The 23,765-nt window shown below is 45.4% G+C and carries 22 protein-coding genes; 14 read left to right on the top strand and 8 right to left on the bottom strand.

The genetic code is table 11. The features are described from left to right. Positions 1-30 precede the first annotated feature (30 nt). From GJU87_RS05715 to GJU87_RS05695, 5 genes are all read left to right on the top strand, one after another. Positions 31-1,032 carry a hypothetical protein gene (locus tag GJU87_RS05715; RefSeq protein WP_153638638.1) on the top strand — a complete coding sequence of 334 codons (1,002 nt, stop codon included), beginning with the start codon at positions 31-33 and terminating at the stop codon, positions 1,030-1,032. A gap of 165 nt (positions 1,033-1,197) precedes the next feature. Further along, positions 1,198-1,416, top strand: coding sequence for a hypothetical protein (locus GJU87_RS05710; RefSeq protein WP_153638637.1), 219 nt, complete (start codon positions 1,198-1,200; stop codon positions 1,414-1,416). Between the two features lie 82 nt (positions 1,417-1,498). Continuing rightward, positions 1,499-2,107, top strand: coding sequence for a hypothetical protein (locus GJU87_RS05705; RefSeq protein ID WP_153638636.1), 609 nt, complete (start codon positions 1,499-1,501; stop codon positions 2,105-2,107). Positions 2,108-2,195: 88 nt separating this feature from the next. Further along, on the top strand, positions 2,196-2,678 hold the full coding sequence (locus tag GJU87_RS05700; RefSeq protein ID WP_153638635.1) for a hypothetical protein: 483 nt from the start codon (positions 2,196-2,198) through the stop codon (positions 2,676-2,678). Between the two features lie 617 nt (positions 2,679-3,295). Continuing rightward, positions 3,296-4,513, top strand: a complete 1,218-nt coding sequence (locus tag GJU87_RS05695; RefSeq protein WP_194831453.1) for an MFS transporter — start codon at positions 3,296-3,298, stop codon at positions 4,511-4,513. A 930-nt stretch (positions 4,514-5,443) separates the two neighbouring features. Here GJU87_RS05695 and GJU87_RS05690 read toward each other — a convergent pair. The 7 genes from GJU87_RS05690 to GJU87_RS05660 form a co-directional block, all read right to left on the bottom strand. Beyond that, positions 5,444-6,973, bottom strand: coding sequence for a SulP family inorganic anion transporter (locus GJU87_RS05690; protein WP_153638633.1), 1,530 nt, complete (start codon positions 6,971-6,973; stop codon positions 5,444-5,446). Positions 6,974-7,221: 248 nt separating this feature from the next. Next, positions 7,222-8,034 (bottom strand): prolipoprotein diacylglyceryl transferase, encoded by an 813-nt coding sequence (lgt, locus tag GJU87_RS05685; RefSeq protein WP_153638632.1) that lies wholly within the window; start codon positions 8,032-8,034, stop codon positions 7,222-7,224. A 71-nt stretch (positions 8,035-8,105) separates the two neighbouring features. Then, on the bottom strand, positions 8,106-11,432 hold the full coding sequence (gene secA / locus GJU87_RS05680; protein WP_153638631.1) for a preprotein translocase subunit SecA: 3,327 nt from the start codon (positions 11,430-11,432) through the stop codon (positions 8,106-8,108). A 265-nt stretch (positions 11,433-11,697) separates the two neighbouring features. Then, complete coding sequence (locus GJU87_RS05675) at positions 11,698-12,210, bottom strand: ferritin (RefSeq protein WP_106543730.1); 513 nt, start codon at positions 12,208-12,210, stop codon at positions 11,698-11,700. A gap of 84 nt (positions 12,211-12,294) precedes the next feature. Continuing rightward, positions 12,295-13,521 carry an NADP-dependent isocitrate dehydrogenase gene (locus GJU87_RS05670; RefSeq protein WP_153638630.1) on the bottom strand — a complete coding sequence of 409 codons (1,227 nt, stop codon included), beginning with the start codon at positions 13,519-13,521 and terminating at the stop codon, positions 12,295-12,297. Positions 13,522-13,636: 115 nt separating this feature from the next. Beyond that, positions 13,637-14,044 (bottom strand): hypothetical protein, encoded by a 408-nt coding sequence (locus GJU87_RS05665; protein WP_153638629.1) that lies wholly within the window; start codon positions 14,042-14,044, stop codon positions 13,637-13,639. 254 nt (positions 14,045-14,298) lie between these two features. After that, complete coding sequence (locus tag GJU87_RS05660) at positions 14,299-15,423, bottom strand: DNA polymerase III subunit gamma/tau (RefSeq protein ID WP_153638628.1); 1,125 nt, start codon at positions 15,421-15,423, stop codon at positions 14,299-14,301. A gap of 224 nt (positions 15,424-15,647) precedes the next feature. Between GJU87_RS05660 and GJU87_RS05655 the strand changes: the two genes are divergently transcribed. Next, positions 15,648-16,157, top strand: a complete 510-nt coding sequence (locus GJU87_RS05655) for a glutathione peroxidase (RefSeq protein WP_373921485.1) — start codon at positions 15,648-15,650, stop codon at positions 16,155-16,157. Here the strand turns inward: GJU87_RS05655 and GJU87_RS05650 are convergent. Continuing rightward, entirely contained in the window at positions 16,154-17,476 is a 1,323-nt protein-coding gene (locus GJU87_RS05650; RefSeq protein ID WP_153638626.1) for a deoxyribodipyrimidine photo-lyase, read from the bottom strand. The genes GJU87_RS05655 and GJU87_RS05650 overlap by 4 nt on opposite strands. Before the next feature lie 229 nt (positions 17,477-17,705). On the opposite strand from GJU87_RS05650, the gene GJU87_RS05645 reads away from it, so the two are divergent. The 8 genes from GJU87_RS05645 (at position 17,706) to GJU87_RS05610 (ending at position 23,740) form a co-directional block, all read left to right on the top strand. Then, positions 17,706-18,740 carry a low specificity L-threonine aldolase gene (locus GJU87_RS05645; protein ID WP_153638625.1) on the top strand — a complete coding sequence of 345 codons (1,035 nt, stop codon included), beginning with the start codon at positions 17,706-17,708 and terminating at the stop codon, positions 18,738-18,740. After that, complete coding sequence (locus GJU87_RS05640) at positions 18,737-19,468, top strand: rhomboid family intramembrane serine protease (RefSeq protein ID WP_153638624.1); 732 nt, start codon at positions 18,737-18,739, stop codon at positions 19,466-19,468. Before GJU87_RS05645 ends, GJU87_RS05640 begins: the two co-directional genes overlap by 4 nt. Positions 19,469-19,618: 150 nt before the next feature. Then, positions 19,619-20,569, top strand: a complete 951-nt coding sequence (nusB, locus tag GJU87_RS05635) for a transcription antitermination factor NusB (protein WP_153638623.1) — start codon at positions 19,619-19,621, stop codon at positions 20,567-20,569. Between the two features lie 6 nt (positions 20,570-20,575). Continuing rightward, entirely contained in the window at positions 20,576-21,034 is a 459-nt protein-coding gene (locus GJU87_RS05630) for a DUF1573 domain-containing protein (RefSeq protein ID WP_153638622.1), read from the top strand. Beyond that, positions 21,031-21,345 (top strand): preprotein translocase subunit YajC, encoded by a 315-nt coding sequence (gene yajC, locus GJU87_RS05625; RefSeq protein WP_170108998.1) that lies wholly within the window; start codon positions 21,031-21,033, stop codon positions 21,343-21,345. Before GJU87_RS05630 ends, yajC begins: the two co-directional genes overlap by 4 nt. A gap of 43 nt (positions 21,346-21,388) precedes the next feature. Beyond that, entirely contained in the window at positions 21,389-22,414 is a 1,026-nt protein-coding gene (locus tag GJU87_RS05620; protein ID WP_153638621.1) for a YbbR-like domain-containing protein, read from the top strand. Beyond that, positions 22,411-23,010 (top strand): dephospho-CoA kinase, encoded by a 600-nt coding sequence (coaE, locus tag GJU87_RS05615; RefSeq protein WP_153638620.1) that lies wholly within the window; start codon positions 22,411-22,413, stop codon positions 23,008-23,010. The genes GJU87_RS05620 and coaE overlap by 4 nt, the downstream gene beginning before the upstream one ends. Beyond that, positions 22,994-23,740: a TerB family tellurite resistance protein gene (locus GJU87_RS05610; protein ID WP_153638619.1), complete on the top strand. Its 747-nt coding sequence runs from the start codon at positions 22,994-22,996 to the stop codon at positions 23,738-23,740. Before coaE ends, GJU87_RS05610 begins: the two co-directional genes overlap by 17 nt. Positions 23,741-23,765 lie beyond the last annotated feature (25 nt).

Raw genomic sequence — 23,765 nt, 5'->3', positions numbered from 1 at the left:
AAAAACAGAGTGTGTTAACAGGCAAAAACGATGAGTAAAAAGATTTGCATATTAATATTCTCTTTGATTCCATTACTATCAATGGGACAAAAGACTATTTCTGATTGGATAAACTTTGCCGATTTTAAAAATACAGAAATCAAAACCATCAAGCTTTTTGTACTTAAAAACGACAAAAAAATTCTTGTAGAAAAAATCGACTTAAATAATAAAGGCTTAGTTCTTAGAAAAGTGGAATATTGCAATTTTCTTTATGACCCATTAGACGATATTGAAAAAGAAATTTTTGAATATGATATTTCTGACACACTGCTAATCAGTCGGCGATATGAAAATGAGAATGGTGATACATTGAGGCTTTTCAAGTATACTTATGATTTTGATTCAATAGGCAGATTATCAAGCAAAGGAACTGAGGATTTTACTTATAACGAATTTGAACGTGAAAAATACTCCTACAATGATTTAGGATTAATAAGTAAAGAGAGAATCAATTTTTATAACACATCAAAAGATTCAATTAGACATTTTATTGATTGGGATTACTTATATGACAAATCAGGAAATCGTGTTAAAGTAACATTTGCTCCAAATGGGATTGCTGAATTTGAAAGGATTTATAAATACGATTCTTTAAATAATCTGACAAACTATGAAACGGAAGGCATTCATCAATGCGGAGACGATATTGACCGATATAAAATAACTTACAACTCAGATTCAAAAAAGATTCTAAAAGAGATTTGGAATGCATCTGGTGATAACTGGGCTTATGGTTATGAATATGACAAATCTGGAAAACTGATTGGCGAAGTAAGAAAATCAAGAAATGTGAAGCGAAAATACCGGAAAAATAAAGGTTCAGAACTACCACCTCCGCCTCCAATGTATACTCAAAAAATGCTTGAGAAAAACTATACAAACGAGTACAAATACAAGTTCTATTATGATTCTAAGGAACGATTGATTAAGGTGTCTGAAACTTTTTTAAAATATAATTTAATGACTGATTATCTAATTGAATATAAATAACAACCGCTAACATATTGTCATATGGCAGGCGGGGGTTTTAGCGGTCTGACAAGTCAGACCTTGTGCCCACTCTCCTGCGGGTCTGACACGATTTCTTCCAGAAATCCCGCCCGACCATATACAAGTGACCGTTGAATAAATAGCCAAAACATAAATGAATTAACCATGACCGACCAACAAATAAGCACAACCATTAAAATACTTTATGTGGCAGCATCAGTCATCATTATCGGGGGAGCGATTCTTCGGATTCAACATTATCCGCATGGAATGTTGATATCGCTCATCGGATTATTGCTCGGAACCATAGCACAAATTTTTGACAGAAGCAGAGCAAAAAGAAGAACCAAAGAGCTGGAAGAACAACTCAAACAACAGAAATGAAAATGTGTGGTAGCATACAGCAGAACTTCTGCCTGGCATCACGCTACGTCACATACAAATGACCATTAGCTTCGCATTAAAGATGAAACAAACCCTAATCATATGCTTACTCATTGGCAGTATTCATTCTGCGAATGCGCAATCTGCCAATAACAATGCAATTTATTCAACAAGCGGGTTGAGTTTCGGAAATTACATGGGAGGCGAAGTAAACCTGAATTATGTGTACCGGGAAAAATATTCTTACCGGGTTGGATACAGCGATTATCTGCGAAAACCCAAATCGCAACCGGTGGATTATTCATCGGGTTTGGCAAAAGCAATCATTTTCGGCACGGAGAATCCTCATGACCAAATAGAGAATTACCAAATCGCTGTCGGCGGGATATACAAACTAAATGAAACGGGTACCATACGAGCCAATTTATCCATTGGAATAGGTTATACCATCATAAAAGAACCTGAAAATTGGCAAAAGGTAGAAGGAACATCTTTGGTGGCGGAGAATTATACCTGGGATTATCATCGGCAAAACACGGTAAGCCTAATCATCAATCCCCAAATAGAATTTCCATTTACCAACATTTATGGCTTGACCATTTCACCCATGCTGCAACTCAATAAAGACAGAAACTACGTTGGAATTGGCATTGGTCAAATGATTGGAATATTAAGAAAACGAACAGAATAAGCGCGTAACACAATATCATTATATATTTCCTCAGAAGCAACCACAAATATGCTGAAACACATCTAACGTACAACTAAACTAACGAGCTATGAAAACACAAGTATCCTTCTTCCTGACCATTTTGCTCGTTGGCATGATGAGTTGCCAAAAGGACGACAAATCAGCTGCCAATGCTGGCATACACTTTACAAAGAATGAAAAGGTTTCGGATGTCATCGTGAGCTACGACGAGATTGTAGGCTACGATTCGACGCGGTACATTTTCCAGGTGACACCAACAGCCTGGAACCGGTTGAAAAAGGAAATCTCTCCCAGCTATCCCGACCCGCATTTCGCCTTTGGTGTGGCGCTCCATCAACAACTCATATATTCGGCGAAATATGTTCCGGGCTATTATTCATCGAGTCAACGCGACGTTATCACCTTCCTGCTGGTGGAGCCGGACCTGATTTATCTTAAGCTGGGTTACCCGTCCTCTCCCGGCCTTTTTACCGGGGAAGATTCACGGAATGATTCGAGGTTAATCGGGCAATTGAAGAAAGACGATAAATTGACGGAGATTGGGAATTGATGTGCAACTCCGACGGAGTCGAATAGATTTCCACATGGCCTTTCTTCTAAAAATATGTGACTCCTCCGGAGTCGCATCCGGTAAAACAACGTCGCGAAATTTCCCGGACAGGAAACAATATTCTTCACCATCGGTTTCATCGGCCACAGGCTGAAAGCCTGAAAGGACAAAGCCTGGGGCAACGCCCCAGGTATCCATCGAGAAAATCTTACAACCAGCCTGAAGGGCTGGCACCTATCCGTTCCGATATTGAACAAAAAAAAATAGTTTTATAAACGTTGAAGCCCTTCAGGCTTCATTCCTATTTCGCAGGGACCTTTGACTTGGGACGTTGCCCCAAGCTCTGGCATATGAGCCTTAAAGGCTCGAAGAAACATGGCTGAAGCCATTGGCAATTCAGAAAGGTGAACCCGTCAAACAAACTCTCCCGTCATTTGTTTGCATACAAAACTTCCACTCTTACCACCCTAAGAAACCGTTTATCAACTTTTATCGTAATCAAGTCATCAGGCTCGTGGTAAGTCTGTTTTCAAATTTAACGTTAGCGTGTTGCTTTACAGATTGTGAACAATTCAATACAAGAAGAATAGCATATGAGCCTGTTAAAAACCTTCAGAGTGGACCAAACTCAACCGGTACACCCCATCACTTTTATGTTCCTGTACATGCCATTTGGAATTTTCAATGGCTTCATCAGCGTGACCATGGGATTTCTTTTAACCAAGGCGGGCGTTTCGCTGGCCGGCGTTGCCTCGATTGTTTCCCTCCCTTATTTGCCCAACATTCTCAAATTTCTGTGGGCGCCGCTGGTCGATACTACCCTTACGGTGAAAACCTGGTACCGTATCGCCAATGTGGTGACCGTAATTGGTATTTTGGCAACGAGCGTCATCCCCCATAGTTCGCACTTCCTGCCCTTGTTGATGGTCGTCGTTTTTCTGACCGCCGTAGCCAATACCAACATTGCCATGACGACCGAGAGTTTAATTGCGCAGGAGGTACCCGATGAGCATAAAGGGCGCGCCGGTGGTTGGTTGCAAGCCGGAAACCTGGGCGGATTTGGGCTGGGAGGCGGTGCCGGAATCTGGCTGGCAGAAAGAATGCCGGCTCACTGGATTTCCGGAGCCATCATTGCGCTCGTCAGTTTGCTATGCGGGCTGGGTTTACTATTTCTGAAAGACCCGGCTCCGTTCAAGCGGGAAGAAACGTATGTGAAGACGATTGGGACGCTTGGCAAAGAGATTTGGGTGCTGGTGAAGTCACGGGGCGGGTTCTTAGCACTTGTCCTCTGTTTCCTGCCCGTAGGTTCCGGTGCGGCTTCGAATTTATGGTCGTCCATTTCCGGCGATTGGCATGCTTCGCCGGATGCGGTTGCCCTTGCCGTGGGAATTGTCGGCGGTGTTGCTTCCGCCATCGGTAGTTTATTAGGCGGATGGATTGCCGACAAGATGGATCGAAAGAAAGCCTATATTTTATTTGGATTGCTGGAAGGAGGCGCTGCACTCCTGATGGCGCTGAGTCCCCGCACACAACTGATGTTCATGATTTGGACGACCATTTATGCTATCACGGTAGGTTTAGCCTTTGCCGGATTTAGTGCGTTTGTTCTGGAAGCTATCGGAAAAGTAGGTGCAGCCACCAAGTACAACTTCTTTGCCGCCCTTTCGAATATTCCCATCTATTCGATGATATTTGTGGATGAATGGGCGCACAACAAATGGAGTTCAACCGGTATTTTGACGGCGGAAACCGTGATGCCGGTCCTGGGAGCCATCATATTCATATCGGTGTTATTTTTTGCCAGAATGAAGCCGGAGACCGTGAGCAAAGATTGATGAAGACAATTATTCAACCCACTTCGGGGTTGATGCGATAACGCGAATTCCCAATCCCCCAATTTCATTGGGGGTGATGAATGTGTATCCGGCGTTGCCGGAAAAGGTATCGATTGTAAAAATAAGCTGACAGGTTTATCTACTCATCCCAACCCTTCTCTAACATAGAGAAGGGCCAAAGACGCAGCAAATGAACGACAATCATCCGGGAGGGATAGACTATTCCTCAATTCCATCAGGCTTCTTTCCCAACATCGCCACCAGGCGATAAGAGCGCGGGCCGGTCAAAGTAGGCCGGGTCGGAGAGAGCGGGAATGGTTTTGCGAGGGAATTCAGGGATGTGTGCCCGAAAGGCAAAACCATGAAGCGGGCGGAAGGATCACTTTGACTTGCCTTTTTGGTTCTTTTGTGGTAAGACAAAAGGACAGAAACAAGACAATCACTTAACCCGCTTCGGGGGTGATGCAATAACGCGAATTCCTAATCCCCCAATTTCATTGGGGTTGATGAATATTTATCCGGCGTTGCCGGAAGAAATAAGGAGCAAGAATTAGGCTAAAGCCTATATAACCTTGTCCCTTGTCACCCATGGCTGAAGCCATGGGCAATTCAGGTACTCTTTGCATTCATCCCAGCTGGATGACATGTTGTTAGAAAATAAAATCCTCAATCGAACGTACGCCCCCGGCCGGGGTCGAATGGATTTCCCCCAGCCGCGTTCTAACAATATTTGACTCCTCCGGAGTCTTTTGCACAAAAACAACCTGAGATTATCCCGGAGGGATAGAATATTCTTCTCCGCCGGTGAAACCGGTGGTGTAGCAACGAACAAAGCAACAACTCCGGAGGAGTTGAATTAGGATGCTTATTCAACCTTCTTCGACATTCCCGGAAGAAATATCGAAAATATTAGGCTAAAGCCATGGGCAATTATAATTTATTCACCGCCACTTTGTAATGCGGATCTTCCAGTACGTTGACGTCGATGATTTGCTCGGCGTTTTTCAACAGGATTTTGCAATCGGGGCTCAGGTGTTTCAGGTGGATCTTCTTCCCTACTTTCAGGTAGCGTTCCGTCATCTTGTTCAGCGCCTCAATAGCCGACATGTCGACCACCCGGCTTTCGGCAAAGTCGATAATCACCTCATCAGGGTCGTTCAGTACATCAAACTTTTCGTTGAAAGCAGTGACTGAACCGAAGAACAGCGGACCGTAAATCTCGTAATGCTTTACGCCATTGTCATCGGTGTATTTCCGTGCCCGGATGCGCTTGGCATTGTCCCACGCAAACACCAGTGCCGCGATGATGACACCAATCAGAACCGCTACGGCCAGGTTATGGAAGACAACCGTCACCAGCGTCACCATCACCATCACTAAGATATCAGACTTCGGCATTTTGTTGAAGGTTTTCAAACTAGCCCATTCGAACGTACCGATAGCGACCATAATCATCAGTCCCGTAAGCGCTGCCATGGGTAGCTTTTCAATCAAACCTGCACCAAACATGATAAACACGAGCAACATCACCGCTGCCACAATACCCGACAAACGAGCACGGGCTCCGGAAGAGATGTTAATCAAACTCTGGCCGATCATGGCACATCCGCCCATTCCGGAGAAGAGACCGGTCAGGAAATTGGCCGTTCCCTGCGCAATGGCTTCCTTGTTACCGGAACCACGTGTCTCAGTAATCTCGTCGATAATATTTAGCGTCAGCAAACTTTCAATCAGGCCTACACCGGCCACAATGGCTGCATAAGGGAAAATGATGGAAAGCGTTTCGAGGTTAAGCGGAACCTCCGGCAGATGGAACGGAGGAAAACCTCCCTGAATGGAAGCGATATCGCCCACGGTACGAGTATCAATGCCCAACGCGGCTACAATTCCGAAAACGACCAGAATAGCCGTCAATGGCGCCGGAATGGCTTTGGTGAGTTTCGGCAAAAGCCAAATGACCAGCATGGTGACGAAAACCAGCCCCAACATGGTGTAAAGCGGCATTCCGGTAAGCCAGTGCCCCGTGCTGTCTTTAAACTGGTGCAATTGCGACATGAAGATGATAATCGCCAGTCCGTTGACGAAGCCGAAAATCACTGGATGTGGAACGAGACGCATCAGTTTTCCCAGCTTCAATACACCGGCCAATATCTGTATAATCCCGGCAAGGATAACCGTCGCCAACACATACTCCGGGCCATGTGTTTTGGCCAGCGCCACAATCACAACAGCAACAGCTCCGGTGGCACCGGAAATCATCCCGGGCCGTCCGCCCAGAATCGATGTAACGATGCCCATAATAAAGGCCGAATAGAGCCCGGTGAGCGGAGACAATCCCGCGATAATGGCAAATGCCAGTGCTTCCGGTATTAAAGCCAATGCCACCGTCAGTCCGGACAGGACTTCGTTTTTATAATTTACTTTTTGCGTTAATCCAAACAGATTAAGATACTTCTCCATGTCAAACTTTTAATCATACATTTCCTTGCCGGAGCCATTCAGCCCGGGACCGATTTCTACGTAAGTGCATGGATTTAATTCGTTAGATGGTGATCAGGTCAGGTTCCTTTCTTATTTAGAACGCGCAAAAATAAGAATATCCCACTCATTCACAACAAGCGGGATATTATGTAACGGTAAAGGTTTCCTTCGTTTTTCGTTACCGGAAATAAAAAAGCCGGCACTCAACGAGTTACCGGCTCCATATCTTAATTCTTGTATATCTTCGGCGGTCGCTTTAGTGCGCGAACCACCAATATTATTCCGGCCAAGACAAACGGGATACTGAGCAGCTGTCCCATATTCAGCAACATATGTGCTTCGAACGGCTCCTGGTCCTGTTTGATGAATTCGATGAAGAAACGGGCGGTGAACACACAAATAAAGAATACGCCCAACAAGAAGCCGGGACGATTCCGCTTGTCATCCGTTTTAAAATACATTCGCCACAGCAAGATAAAAGTTCCCAGGTAACAGAGTGCCTCATAAATCTGTGTCGGATGTTTGGCAACGGTTTCGCCGTTCCGCTCAAAGATGAATCCCCAGGGCAGTGAAGTCTGTACTCCGTAAATCTCTGAGTTCATCAGGTTACCGGTACGAATTAAAACGGCCACCAGCGCTACCGGCACCACGAGGCGATCCAATGTCCAGAGCATCGAACGTTTGGTAACAAACCGTGAATAGAGCCAGATGGCAATCAGGATACCGATGGCCCCGCCGTGACTGGCCAGACCGCCGTGCCAAACCTTCAGAATTTCCCACGGATGCTGTGAATAATAGTCCCATCCATAAAAGAAAACATGTCCCAAACGCGCGCCGACAACCGTGGCGATAATCACGTACATAAACAGACTGTCGAGCCACTTTTCGTTGGCATTTTCAAACTTGAACATCTTCTCCATGATGTAATATCCCAACAAAAACCCGGTGGCAAACAAAAGTCCGTACCAACGAACTGACAACGGGCCGAGATGGAAAATCTCCGGATTTACATTCCAATGGATGAACAGGAACTCATTCATAGTATGTGCACATTAAAAGTAAAAGCAGCAGGTTGCCCCTGCTGCCATATGAAGAACTAATTTATTTTCGTTTACACAACACCACGCCCGTGACATTGTTTATATTTCTTTCCACTTCCACACGGACACGGGTCATTTCGTCCGATTTTCGGCCCGTGGCGAACCGGTTCCATTTTCTTCTGTGGTTGCTGCTCTCCACCTTGTCCTCCGCCGGAACTCAGGCCGCCGGCTTCGCTCTTCTCTTCCTGGTACTGTGACCGATCGGTGTGTTGTACCGCCTGCGCTTCCTGCACCTGGTTCGGGTCGCTAATCGGAATATGTCCTTTCATCAGGGTAGAAACAACATTTCGGTTCAGCTTGTCCATCATTGACTTGAAAAGGTTGAACGATTCAAGCTTGTATATCAATAACGGGTCTTTCTGCTCGTAACTGGCGTTCTGCACTGATGTACGCAGGTCGTCCAGTTCGCGCAGGTGTTCCTTCCACTCATCGTCAATCGAAGCAAGGTTTACCTGCTTGGTATACGATTTCACCAGGTCCTGTGCCTCTGTTTTATACGATTTCTCGAGGTTGGTAACAATCTGGTAAACCTTCTGCCCATCGCTGATAGGAACAACAATGTTATTGTATATGTGCGATTTGTGTTCGTATACATCTTTAATGACCGGCCATGCCTGTTTCGAAATGATCTGCACCTTACGGGAATAATTGTCGATCATTGCTTTGTAAATCCGATCGGTAATTTCTTCCGGATTCTGGCTGATGAATTCCTCCTTCGTCACCGAAGTGTCGATGGAGAGCAGACGCATGGTCTCGAGACGGAATTCTTCGTAGCCATCCTGTCCCATCGGATGGAAATCGGCTACCAGTGCTTCCACCGAGTCATACATCATATTCAGCACATCCACTTCCAGGCGTTCGCCGAAGAGTGCGTGTTTACGTTTCTTGTAAATCACCTCACGCTGCGAGTTCATCACATCATCATATTCCAGCAAACGCTTACGAATACCGAAGTTGTTCTCCTCGACTTTCTTCTGTGCCCGCTCAATGGATTTGGAAATCATGGAGTGCTGAATCACTTCGCCTTCTTCCAGTCCCAAACGGTCCATAATACCGGCAATCCGGTCGGAAGAGAAGAGACGCATCAGATCATCTTCCAGCGACACAAAGAACTGTGATGAACCCGGGTCACCCTGACGACCGGAACGTCCGCGCAACTGACGGTCGACACGACGTGATTCGTGACGCTCGGTACCGATGATAGCCAAACCACCGGCTTCTTTTGTTTCCGGTGTCAATTTGATGTCGGTACCACGACCGGCCATGTTGGTTGCAATGGTTACCGTTCCTGGCTTACCGGCTTCCGCCACAATGTCGGCCTCACGCTGGTGCAACTTCGCGTTCAGCACCTGGTGATCGATACCCCGCATTTTCAGCATGCGGCTCAGCAATTCCGATATTTCCACGGAAGTGGTACCTACCAGCACCGGCCGTTCCTGCTTATGCAGTTTGGTAATCTCTTCAATAATGGCGTTGTATTTCTCTTTCTTGGTTTTGTATACCAAGTCTTCCTGGTCCTTACGGACAATGGGTTTGTTGGTCGGGATGACCACTACTTCCAGTTTGTAGATGTCCCACAATTCGCCTGCCTCCGTCTCTGCAGTACCGGTCATACCGGCCAGTTTGTGGTACATCCGGAAGTAATTCTGAAGCGTAATCGTCGCGAACGTCTGCGTAGCCGCTTCCACGGTCACCCGCTCTTTCGCCTCGATGGCCTGGTGCAATCCGTCGGAGTAACGGCGACCTTCCATGATACGACCGGTTTGCTCATCCACGATTTTCACCTTGTTGTCCATCACCACGTACTCCACATCCTTTTCGAACATGGTGTAGGCGCGCAACAGCTGGTTAATGGTGTGCACACGCTCCGATTTCACCGCATAACTCTGAATCAGCTCGTCTTTCTTTTCCAGCTTGGCCTGGTCTTCCAACGACTGGTCGTTTTCGATCTCAGCAATCTCTGCACCAATATCTGGCAAAATAAAGAAGTTGGGGTCTTCGTTGTCTTGCGACAGCACATCGATACCCTTATCGGTCAACTCAATTGAGTTCAGTTTCTCATCGATTACGAAATAAAGCGGGTCGGTAACAACATGCATGTTCTTGCTATTGTCCTGCATGTAGTAGTTCTCCGACTTCTGCATCTTAGCTTTGATACCCTCTTCACTCAGGTAACGAATGATCGCTTTATTCTTAGGAAGACCTTTGAATGAACGATACAATAACAATGCACCTTCATCACGCTCTTTCGAATCTTCCGATTTTATCTTTCTCTTGGCTTCCGCCAGAATTTGCGCTACCAGGTCACGCTGCAGTTTTACCAAACGCTCAATCGGCGCTTTCAGCTCTTCGAATAACTGGTCATCACCCTTCGGAATCGGACCCGAAATGATCAACGGCGTACGAGCATCGTCAATCAAAACCGAGTCGACCTCATCGACGATGGCGTAGTGGTGTTTCCGCTGCACCAAATCGGATGGGTTGATGGCCATGTTGTCACGCAGGTAATCGAAACCAAACTCGTTGTTCGTTCCGTACGTGATATGCGCATTGTAAGCAGCACGTCGTTCGGCCGAGTTGGGCTGATGCTTGTCGATACAATCAACAGACATGCCATGGAATTCGAAAATCGGTCCCATCCACTCCGAGTCACGACGAGCCAGGTAATCGTTCACTGTTACCAGGTGAACGCCTCTACCGGCCAACGCATTCAGGAACACCGGCAACGTTGCCACCAGCGTCTTACCTTCACCGGTCGCCATCTCAGCGATTTTACCTTCGTGAAGCACAATACCACCGATGAGCTGAACATCGTAGTGAATCATATTCCACTTCTGATCCGAACCGCCCGCTTCCCAGTGATTGGCATAAACGGCTTTATCACCTTTCATGTCCACATAATCTTTCGCGGCAGCCAAATCACGGTCGAAATCGTTGGCCGTCACTTCCAGCTGTTCGTTTTCAGCAAAACGACGGGCGGTATCTTTTACGATGGCAAAAGCGGTGGGCAATACTTCATTCAATACCTCTTCAATCTTCGTATCGATCACCTCTTCCAGTTTGTCGACCCGATCGTAGAGTTTTTCACTCTCTTCCAAAGGCACAGAACCACTTTCAGCCTGTTCCTTCAATGAAGCTATTTCGTCTTCTTCAGCCTTGATATACTCTTTAATCCTGGCTTTTAGTTTTTCTGTCTCAGCTCTAAGCTCGTCGTTGGTAAATCCGGTTACGCGCTCAAATTCACTTTTCACGCGTTCCAATACCGGCAAAATCCCTTTGATATCCCTTTCGGATTTATTACCAAAGACTTGTGTTAGAAATTTTGTTACAAATGCCATTATATCTTGTTCTGTTATTTTTTATGTTTACTTCTATCGCGAATCACTCACAAATTAAACTAAAAGTTGCAAGTATTGAAAACAATCCTTGCTTTTTTCAGCGAGTGAAATTCCCCAATTTTTTGCCATCACAGAACAAAAAAAGGAGAATACCGCCAAGGGCACTCTCCTCTTTACGAAATCAATATTTTCGGATGTAAAATCGCGATCTGATCAATTTCCCGCAAGATGGCAGAATTGCCTGGCGGGAATTGTTTATCAAGAACTATGCCCCGGCTGTCGGATCTGTAAATGAACGGTTGCCCATCTCCCGATCCATCATCAGCAAGCCTTGTCCTTCGCCATTGATCATCTTCAAATTATTCAAAATCTGATCAACCGTATTCTCCTCTTCAACCTGTTCGTCGAGGAACCATTGAAGGAAGCTTTTGGTTGCATGATCGGATTCAGCGATAGCTATATCCATCAGTTTATTAATGCGTTCCGTAACGCTTTGCTCGTGAGCCAGCGTCTTTTCATACACATCGATTACATTATCGAACTCAGCCGGAACTTCAGCAATCGGGTCTAAAATCACCCGTGCCCCCCGGTCGTTCACGTAATCGAAAAATTTCTGTGCGTGCGCCAACTCCTCCTTGTATTGAACCTTCATCCAATTGGCAAAACCTGACAAACCGACAGCTTCGAAATAAGCCGACATGGACAAATAGAGGTAAGCCGAATGAAATTCAGCGTTAATTTGCTCGTTTATTGCTTTATTAACTGCTTCTTTCAACATGATTAATTGATTTAAGGTTTATATATCCGAACCCAAATATACAAATAATCAGGCGGGCGCCCAGCCACGTTGGGAACGCATTTATTAACTCAACCGAGCCTTCAAGCCTTCAGCAAGTGCATTCAGGAACTGCTCGGTTGTCAGATAGTGTTCCGGTTTCAGATCTTTTCCGTGAATAGCCAGAGCCAGGTCTTTTGTCATTTTACCTGATTCAACCGTATCAACACAAACTTCTTCCAGTGTATGACTGAATTTGATCAACTCTTCGTTGTTATCCAGACGTCCGCGAAATGCCAGACCACGTGTCCAGGCATAAATCGAGGCAATCGGGTTGGTTGAAGTCGGGTTGCCTTTCTGGTGTTCACGATAGTGACGGGTAACCGTTCCGTGAGCAGCTTCTGCTTCCAGAATATCACCATCGGGAGTCATTAGTACAGAAGTCATCAGACCGAGTGAACCAAATCCCTGCGCTACGGTGTCCGACTGTACGTCGCCATCGTAGTTTTTACATGCCCAGATGAAGTTACCGTTCCATTTCAGTGCCGATGCCACCATGTCATCAATCAGACGGTGCTCGTAGGTGATGCCAGCTTCTTCGAACTGTTTCTGGTAATCTTTCTCATAAATATCCTGGAAGATATCTTTAAAGAAACCGTCGTATTTCTTGAGGATGGTATTCTTGGTTGACAGGTAAAGCGGCCATTTTTTCTGCAGGGCCATTTTAAAACAGCTGTGTGCAAACCCGCGGATAGATTCTTCGGTGTTGTACATCGACATTGCCACACCAGCTCCTTCGAAGTCATAAACTTCGTGAGTTACGGGTTCTGAACCATCTTCCGGAGTGAAAGTCATGGTCAGCTTACCAGGACGATCAACAACCATATCCGTTGCACGATACTGATCACCAAATGCGTGACGTCCGATAACAATCGGGCCGGTCCATTGCGGGACCAGACGCGGTACATTTTTCACGAAAATGGGTTCGCGGAAAATCGTTCCACCAATGATGTTACGAATGGTACCATTCGGTGATTTGTACATCCGCTTAAGGCCAAACTCTTCCACCCGCTTTTCGTCCGGGGTAATGGTTGCACATTTAATCCCTACTTTGTACTGCTTGATGGCGTTAGCTGCATCAACAGTCACCTGGTCGTTGGTAGCATCGCGGTGCTCAATGCCCAGGTCAAAATACTTGATATCAAGGTTCAAATACGGCAGAATAAGCTGATCCTTAATCATCTGCCAGATAATCCTGGTCATTTCATCGCCGTCAAGTTCTACTACGGGATTGGAAACATTAATTTTGTCCATGCCTGAATAATTTTTAATAGAGTAAATTAGATGTTTTACTTAACAAGAATTGACTTCTTTGGTTTGAATGTCACTCACATCTCAGGTTACGGTACATATATCTTTCAAGCTTCTCTTAACTGTCAAAATCGAGTCCGAACATCTTCTTAAACAGTGCCAGCGAAGGATTTTCCTCTACCATGGCCTGCCATTTTTCCGTGTCGGAATAAGGCTTACGCGGTAACGCATCATCACCTTCCGCAATCTGAAACTCCACTTCAATCCGTTCGTTCCGCAATGTTCTTCTCAGGAATCCCAGCAATTTGGGCTTCACTTCCAAAACCAGCCTTTCGCGCTGCGTCTCGTTGTCGAGCATGTAATTCACTGTCCAATCGTCGCCCAACGAGGGTTCGCGCGTCGATAACGCTGCATTCAACTGACGTGCCTCTACCCGCACCACAAACTCTTTCCACGCAGCCACCAACTGTTCTCCGGTAAACGGATGTTCTTCCGGCTCAGCCGCCTGCGTTGTCTTCTGTACCACCTCTTTTTTGTACTCACCGGAAGAAGTATTTCCCTTCAGCGCATTGGCAATCGAAGGCGTCGAAATACTGTCCCTCCGTGCTACCCGCCGGGTCTTTACCTTCCCGGGTGGAGTAACCGTCGGTGCGCTCGCCGGTCTGCTTGCTCCTGCTGGATTATTACCGACCGCTCCGTTTTGTGTTGCTGTACTCTGTTGCGGCTTCGCAGCTTTTTTGGCTGCCGGTGCCGAAAATATGGGTAAAAGTATCGTTGAAGCTACGCGTTCGTCAGCTCTTTTTTTTTTAATGCCTCTTCAAGCTGTGCAATACGGATGAGTGCGAGTTCCACCAGGAAGCGCTTGTTGGAGGAAGACTTGTATTGCATGTCACACTCGCTGGCCAGCCTCAAGCCTTCCACCAGAAATGGTAAATCACATGCTTTCGCCTGCTGGCTGTATTTCTCTTTGATATCGCCACCGACTTCGAGCAGTTCCACCGTCACCTGATCTTTGCAAACCAGCAAATCGCGGAAATGCTGACACAATCCGGCCACAAAATGGTGTCCGTTAAATCCCTTATCCAGGATTTCGTTGAAAATCATTAACACACCCGACACGTCTCCTTTCTGAAATCCGTCAATCAACCGGAAGTAGTAGTCGTAATCCAACACGTTCAGGTTGGCAATGGTATCCTGGTAAGTAATATTACTTCCTGAAAAACTCACCACCTGGTCGAAAATGGAAAGAGCGTCGCGCATCGCGCCGTCTGCTTTTTGAGCAATGATGTTCAATGCTTCCGGCTCAAAAGTGATTTGCTCTTTTTCGGCTACTGAAGCCAAATGCTTTTCGATATCCGTAATGCCAATCCGGTTGAAATCGAAGATTTGACAACGGGAAAGAATGGTTGGCAGTATTTTATGTTTCTCGGTAGTTGCCAGCACGAAAATGGCGTGCGTCGGCGGCTCTTCCAGGGTTTTCAGGAATGCATTGAAGGCGGCCTGCGACAACATGTGCACCTCATCGATGATGTACACACTGTATTTTCCAATCTGCGGGGGAATCCGAACTTGGTCAACCAAGGTACGAATGTCGTCCACCGAGTTGTTGGAAGCCGCATCCAGTTCGTGAATGTTGTAGGAGCGATTTTCATTGAACGCCATACATGACTCACAGGTATTGCATGGCTCTGTTTCAGCGGTAATATTCTGGCAATTGATGGTTTTGGCGAAAATACGGGCCGAGGTCGTCTTCCCTACTCCACGGGGGCCGCAAAACAGGTAGGCGTGCGCCAGATGACTGTTCCGGATCGCATTCTTTAGCGTGGCTGTAATAGAGGGTTGCCCAATTACTGAGCTGAACGTAAAAGGTCTGTATTTTCTTGCTGAAACAATATAATTCTCCATAAAAATTCCTCGGGTGCCAGATTTGAAATCCAAATATAGTATAAAATGGGAAACCATTTGTGTCCCGTTTTCGCATAAGTTATCAACGACTAAAACAAGCTTCTGGTTTACTGCCAGATGAAAATTACCGGAAGCAACTTTTTACCTGAGTTTATTGTTATTAAATCCGAAATAAAAACTGACAGGTTATGAAAAAATTCTTTTTGCTAATTTCCATCCTGACGATGACGCTCACCACATTTGCGCAGGAAAAAACCATTTACGATTTCAAGGTTACAGATATTGATGGACACCCATTTGATATGGCATCACTGAAAGGCAAGAAAGTGCTGATCGTGAATACTGCTTCCAAATGTGGATTCACGCCACAGTACAAACAACTCGAAGCCATTTACAGGAAATACGGACCCGACAAGTTTGTCATCGTTGGCTTTCCGGCCAATAACTTTATGCACCAGGAACCGGGTACCAATGCGCAGATTAAAACATTCTGTACCGAAAATTACGATGTCACATTCCCGATGATGTCAAAAATCTCCGTGAAAGGTGATGACATGGCCCCACTCTATCAATGGCTCACAGAAAAATCAAAGAACGGTGTGATGGACGCACCGATCAAATGGAACTTCCAGAAATTCATGATTGATAAAACAGGACACCTTGTCGGGGTTGCCTGGCCGCAGGATAAACCCGATTCAAAGAAGATTGTAAGCTGGATTGAAGGCAAAAACTAAGCTTTCGCTTTTACTGCTTCAGCATAACGTGTAAGTGCCCGTTCGCGGGCTTCGGCATGGACGACAATGGGTTTCGGATAGGACATGGTTCCATATTCCGGGACCCATTTTACAATGTACTCACCTTTTGGATCGAATTTCTTGGCCTGCAATTCCGGGTTAAACACCCGAAAATAAGGTGCCGCGTCATTTCCTGAACCGGCAGCCCATTGCCAGCCACCATTATTCGAAGCCAGATCATAATCGAGCAACTTACTGGCAAAATACGCTTCGCCCCAGCGCCAATCGATTAGCAAGTGCTTGCAAAGGAAACTGGCAACAACCATCCGCACGCGGTTGTGCATGTAACCTGTAGCGTTCAGTTCACGCATCCCGGCATCGACCAACGGGTAGCCGGTTCGTCCTTCACACCAGGCCTCGAACTGCTCTTTTTTGTTCTCCCAAACGATATCATCATAAGCCGGTTTGAAAGATCGGTGAACGACCTCCGGGAAGAACCACAAAATAACGCTGTAGAAATTTCGCCAAATCAATTCGCTCAGAAATGTATCGGAATGCTGCATAGCCAATGCGGTTACTTTGCGGATACTAACCGTTCCAAACCGCAAATGGACACTCAAATGTGACGTTCCGTTCCGTGCCGGAAAATCCCGCTCCGACTCATAACTTTTCAGCAATTCGGCAGGTAATTTACGGGGAGGAATCGGCACGTCCACCCGCGAATATTTCATTTCTTCCAACGATGGCATCGGTATTGGCATCGTCCTGAAAAAGTTATGGGCATACTTGGAAATGGGGGCGGGCACAACCATCGATTGATTCAGCTTTCGCAGAAACCGTTGCTTGTAGGCAGTGAAAACCGTATACGGCTCACCATTATCTTTTACTATTTCGTCTTTTTCAAATAAAACATGATCCTTATAGGTATGAAACTCCACCTCATGTTGGTTCAAAAAAGAAGCTATTTCTTCATCCCGCTGAAGCGTGTAGGGTTCATATTCCCGGTTGGCATAAACACTAAATATGTGATACGTTTCCATCAACGTTTTGAAAACGTCAAGAGGTTTTCCTGCGGCGACATAAAGATCGGAACCAAGGGTTTCCAGTTTTTCCTTAATACTCAGCAATGCATCATAAACAAAACCTACCTGGACATTTCGGTTCTTTTGATCCCGCTGAAATATTTCCGGATCGAAAATAAACACTGGCAACACATTTTCCCTGGTTTTCAGGGCATGCATGAGACCGATGTTGTCTTCCAGCCGCAAGTCGCGCCGAAACCAGAAAATACTAACGACAGCTTTCTCTTTTTTTCTCATCTCAAAACCTTTACCAAGTTATCACCCATAATAGCAGTGAAAAAATGGCCATCCGGTTTGGATAACCACTAAAATCAATACTTCCGTGCATTTGAAAATACGACAATTTAATCTAAAAAGAAACATATTTTTGTGCAGAATAGTTAATATCGTAACTTCAAACCGGTACAAAAACCGAGCGATCACAGGAGTAACACCTGAAAGTTTAATTTAAAAATAAGATTGATACATGACACATGAAAGGGGCTTTGCCAGCGACAATAATTCCGGGATTCACCCCGATATTCTGAAAGCAATGGCAGAAGCCAACCAGGGCCATGCTGTCGGCTATGGCGGCGACAAATGGACCGAGCAAGCCACTCAACTTTTTAAGAAAGAGTTTGGCAACGATACCGAAGTATTTTTTGTATTCAATGGCACTGGTGCCAATATTCTCAGTTTAAAATCAGCTTCCCGCTCATTCAATTCCATCATCTGTGCCGAAACAGCACACATCCAGGTGGACGAATGCGGTGCCCCGGAAAAATTCACCGGCTGCAAACTGATTCCCATCAAAACATCCGACGGTAAGCTGCGCCCGGACGACATCAAACCGGAACTGCATGGCTTTGGTTTCGAACATCATGCTCAGCCCGGAGTCATCAGCATCACACAGGCAACCGAACTGGGAACCGTATATAAAAAGGAAGAGATTCAAGCGCTAGCCGAATTAGCCCACGAACACGGTATGTACCTGCACATGGATGGCGCCCGTTTAGCCAATGCCGCTGTCGCACTCGACATGAACTTCCGCGAATTCACCCGCGATGCCGGAGTCGATATTCTCTCTTTCGGCGGTACCAAAAATGGAATGATGATGGGTGAAGCTGTTGTTTTCTTCCGTCCTGAGCTGGCTACTTTAACGAAATATTTCCGAAAACAGGCAGCACAGTTGAGTTCCAAGATGCGCTTCATCAGTGCCCAGTTTATTCCTTATCTGGGAAATGGCTTGTGGAAGGAAAACGCCACACACTCCAACCGTATGGCAAAATTACTCGAAGAAGAAATTCGCTCCATCGAAGGTGTTGAAATCACCCAACCAGTAGATGCCAACGGCGTATTTGCTATCATTCCCGGCGAATTGATTCCTGAGTTACAAAAAGAATTTTTCTTTTATACCTGGGATGAGCAACGCAACGAGGTGCGTTGGATGACTTCGTTCGACACCACCGAAGAAGACATTCATACGTTTGGAAATCTACTACGGCAAAAAATGAAAAAATGAGCATATTCCGGTACATTCCGGGCAATAATTACACCGAAGAGCAACGACAACTGGACAAGCGGATTTTCAGGCACAGCCTGTTCTTTCCTACTTTCCTTGTTGTCTTGCTTTGGCTAATCAGGTTATTCGAATCAGAATTTCATCTTGATTTGGTCCAGGGAGGAATCTATCCTCTTCATGTGAAAGGCCTGCTCGGAATCATTACCGCTCCTTTGGTTCACGGTAGCTTCAGCCACCTGATGGCTAATACCGTCCCACTATTTATCCTCACCGTCGCGCTTTTATTCTTCTACCGTGATCTGGCCTATCGCATCTTTTTCCTTATTTGGATTTTGTCGGGAACATTCGTTTGGCTGGGAGCACGGGAAGCCTGGCATATTGGCGCCAGCGGTGTCATATACGGACTCGCTGCCTTCCTTTTTATGAGTGGTGTCGTTCGCAACAATGTTCGCCTGCTCACCATTTCCATTATTGTGGTCTTCCTATATGGAGGACTGTTTTGGGGAATCTTTCCCATGAAACCGGAAATCTCATGGGAAGGTCATCTCCGGGGAGGCATATCGGGATTGGTTTTGGCAGTCGTCTACCGAAAAAAAGGCCCGCCTGAAGAGCAGCATCACTGGGAAGAAGATGATGATGAATTCGTTTCAACAGAGGAGAAGGTTGAAGAAAACACCATTTCGCCCGATTCAGCACAAAGTTTCGATGAGCAAGAACGTCCATCCTGAGCCTATCGGTATACGGCTCAATATCAATAAATAGTAAATAAAACAACGAACGTCAACCGAATTGGTCTGTACATCCAATAAATGTTGTATTTTTGCCCTCGTAACAATTAGCAATAGGAAATCTAATAAAAAGAAAGTTCTTACCCGATTATGATTAGCCGTAGGATCATCCGCACCAAAGTATTGCAGATTCTGTATGCCCACTTTACCACACCGGGAAAAACCATTAACCAATCAGAATCAGAACTAAACTTCAGCATCCGTAAAACATACGACCTTTATCACTTACTGTTTGCTCTGCTCATCGAAGTTCGCGATTTTGCCGAAGAACGACAGACTGCCGGAAAGCGTAAAAACATTCCGTCGTGGGATGATCTTCACCCCAATACCCGCTTTATCGACAACCGGATTATCAACCGGCTGAAAGAGAACGAAGCGTTGAATAAATACATCGAGGACAACAAAATCAGCTGGAAGAACAATCCGGAACTCATTCGAAAGCTCTACCTTGAGCTGGCAGAAGCGGAATTTTACAAGCAATACCTCACAGCCGAAACAAGCAGCATTCAGGCCGACCAAAAGCTTTGCGAACGTTTCTTTGCTGAGTTGGTTCTCAACAACGAACTTTTCGAAAGCGAGCTGGAAGAACAAAGTATTTACTGGAACGACGATTTGGATTTTGTCATCAGTATGGTCATCAAAACCATAAAGAAGGTAAAACAAGATCCCTCTCCGACTCTTCGTCTGCTTTCTCTTTATAAAGATGATGAAGACAAGGATTACACCGTTAAGCTGTTCCGGAAAACGATTCTGAAGCACGAAGAGAATCACAAAATCATCGAGTCGTACACCAAAAACTGGGATGTGGAACGTGTGGCGCTGATGGATATTCTTATCCTGGAACTTGCCATTACTGAGCTGACTGATTTCCCGTCCATCCCGATTAAGGTGACGCTGAACGAATATATTGAGCTGTCGAAATATTACAGTACGAAACGTAGCTCAACCTTTATTAATGGTGTACTCGACCGGATAAGCAAAGATTTCCAGGAAGATGGCCGCATTGTAAAAGCCGGCCGCGGACTGTTGGATGGAAAATAAAAATAGATGAGCCGTTTTACTATCTTCATTTACATTTCCGTATTGCTGTCCCTGGCGGGATGTCACAACCAACCAGGTCAGAAGAATAGTATTCCGAAAGATACAACAACGGTACAACAAAAGGGACCGGCCAAATTTGAGTTTCACGACGAAATCCATAATTTTGGTACCCTGAAGGCAGGAGAGGTCGTCTCTTTTTCCTTCCGTTTTGAAAACGCAGGTGGCAAGCCGCTTACCATCTCAAAAATAGATAACGAATGTGGATGTTTGGAAATTTTATATCCGAAAAAACCGGTTCAACCGGGAGAAAAATCCACAATTGAAGTTATCTTTAACTCCGATGGTGAATGGGGAAACCAATTCAAAACCATTGAGATTGAAACCCACAGCGGGTTGAAAAAGAAAATTGCCGTTACGGCGCATGTATTGAACGAACAATTTGAAAAACTGATAAATACAAAATGATGAACAACTTACTCTTTGTTATTGCACAACAGCAAACCAACCCATTGATGACCTTTCTTCCCCTGGTATTGATTATGGTCGTTTTCTATTTTTTCATGATCAGACCCCAAATGAAACGTCAGAAAGAACTACGAAATTTCCGCTCTTCGTTACAAAAAGGCGATAAAGTAGTGACTACCGGTGGATTGTATGGACGGATTGTTGAAATTAAAGACAACATTATCTTCCTCGAAATTGCCCCTAACGTGAAGGTAAAAGTAGACAAGAGTGTTGTGCTAAAAGACATCAGCGACGCACCGCAGCAAAAATGATAAAAGGCTGGTTCTTCCAGCCTTTTTTAAATTTTAGTTGGCCGTGATTAGAGAAATACGAACAAGGATATATAAAATCAAAAGATTTTTCCGTGACGAACATCCGCTTCGCCGCGACGGCAAACTGTTTATATTTCTCATCTGCTTTGCGATTTCGTCCTTTTTCTGGACCCTGAATAACCTCAGTAAGAATTACACGGCCCGTATCTCCTTTCCGGTAAAATATATCGATCTTCCTACCGACCAGAAGTTATCTCAACCACTTCCGCAGCGACTGGAATGTACGGTGAATGCTTACGGCTTCACCTTGTTGCGTCACAAACTCAGGTTATCTTTCTCTCCCATTTTAATCAACGTGAGTGAACTGAAGACCAAGCACAAAGTTTCAGAAAATAATCACTTTGGTTTTTCAGCTTCAACCGAAGCCAACCGGAGCATGATTGTTAATCAGATTAGTAACGAAATCCAGGTACTGAACATTTACCCGGACAGCCTCTATTTTAATTTCGACCCGATTGTTGAACGAAAGTTTCTGGTCAAACCGGAAGTAAATGTCACCCTGTTGAACCAGTACATGTTGAAACAATCTCCTTATACCACACCCGACTCGGTAGTGGTTAGAGGCCCCGAGGATGTTTTGGATACATTAAAATTTGTATCGACCCGGAGACAAGAATACAAGAATCTTTCACACAGCATTCAGCGAAATGTTTCAATCGCCGCAAATAATGAATTACAGTTTATACCCCGCCGCGTAGTACTGAATATTCCCGTAGAACAAATAACTGAAGGAACCCGCGAAATTCCGCTCGTCATCAAGCATGTTCCCGACAGCGTTGACCTGAAGGCTTTTCCCTCGTCCATTAAGGTTTCGTACAAGGTGGGATTGAGCCAATACGATCAAATCAGTGCTGATAGTTTCCAGCCTTCCATCGATTATGACAGCATCAGCACTTCGCGTCAAAAACTTCCGGTAACGATGGAAAAACATCCACAGAATATTATTTCGTACGATTACTATCCTAAGGAAGTCGAATTTATCCTGGAAAAGAAAAACAGCAACCAATGAAACAAATTGGAGTAACCGGCGGGATAGGCAGCGGGAAGTCTACTATTTGCGAGATTTTCCGTTTGTTAGGTGCGCCTGTTTATGAAGCCGATGCCGAAGCCAAAAAGCTGCAGGACGAAAATCAGGATATTAAAAAAGGCCTCATTAACCTGTTTGGCTCTTTTATCTATTTCGAAAACGGGAAACTGGATCGGAAGAAGTTAGCCGACTTTATCTTTTCCAATAAGTCGTTATTAAAGGAAGTCAACGAGCTGGTTCATCCGGTTGTACACGCACATTATGAGCATTGGCTGACGGTTAATGGTCGTGCCCCGTACATTATTTACGAAGCCGCAATCTTGTTTGAAAGTGGCTTTTACAAAAACATGGATGAAATTATCCTCGTAACGGCACCAGAAGAAACACGCATCGCACGGGTAGTTAGTCGTGACAAACTAACTTACGAGCAGGTAAAAAAAAGAATTCAGAATCAGTGGCCGGAAGAGGAAAAGAGAAAACTGGCTGACTACATTATTGAGAACAACAACTCGAACCTGGTAATACCGCAGGTTGTTGAATTGGATAAACGTTTTAAGAACAATGGGAAAATTCGCTAAATGGATTGGCGGCGGCCTGGGATGGACGGTCCTTGGCCCTATCGGAGGGTTAATCGGTTTTATTATCGGCTCGGTTATCGACAGTGCCGATGTAAATATCAATCAATACCAACATCCGTACGACCAGACACAACAACGCAAACCAACAACGCAGGGAGACTACGTGGTTAGCCTGCTGGTGCTGGTCGCAGCCGTTCTAAAAGCCGACGGCAAAGTGCTCCGTTCGGAACTGGATTACGTAAAAAGCTTCTTCAAGCAAAACTTTGGCGTTGAAACCGCTACCGAAGCGGTGAAATCGCTCAAAGGATTACTGGAACAAAACATACCGGTTGCAGAAGTCTGCCACCAAATCAAACGCCACATGGACTACTCTTCGCGGCTACAGCTGATACACTTTTTGTTTGGCATTGCAGCTGCAGACCGCGAGATTGATCCACGGGAAAAAGTACTAGTGAAAAACATTGCCTACTTCCTGGGGGTATCCGATGCTGATTACAATTCAATCGAATCTATGTTCATTCCCAGTACGGACTGGGCATACCAGGTTTTGGAGATACCTTCAACAGCCACCGAGGATGAAATCAAGAAAGCCTACCGCAAAATGGCCGTAAAGTATCACCCCGATAAAGTTAGCTACCTCGGAGAAGATGTTCAGAAAGCCGCTAAAGAAAAATTTCAAAAGGTTAACGAAGCCTACGAGGCTATCCGGCAGGAAAGAAAAATGGTTTAGGATTAGGGATTAGTTAGGCTACCGG

Origin of the sequence: Prolixibacter sp. NT017 (genome assembly GCF_009617875.1) — a bacterium.
In the GTDB taxonomy this organism is placed as follows: domain Bacteria; phylum Bacteroidota; class Bacteroidia; order Bacteroidales; family Prolixibacteraceae; genus Prolixibacter.
This window is presented reverse-complemented; position numbering and strand designations above follow the sequence as displayed.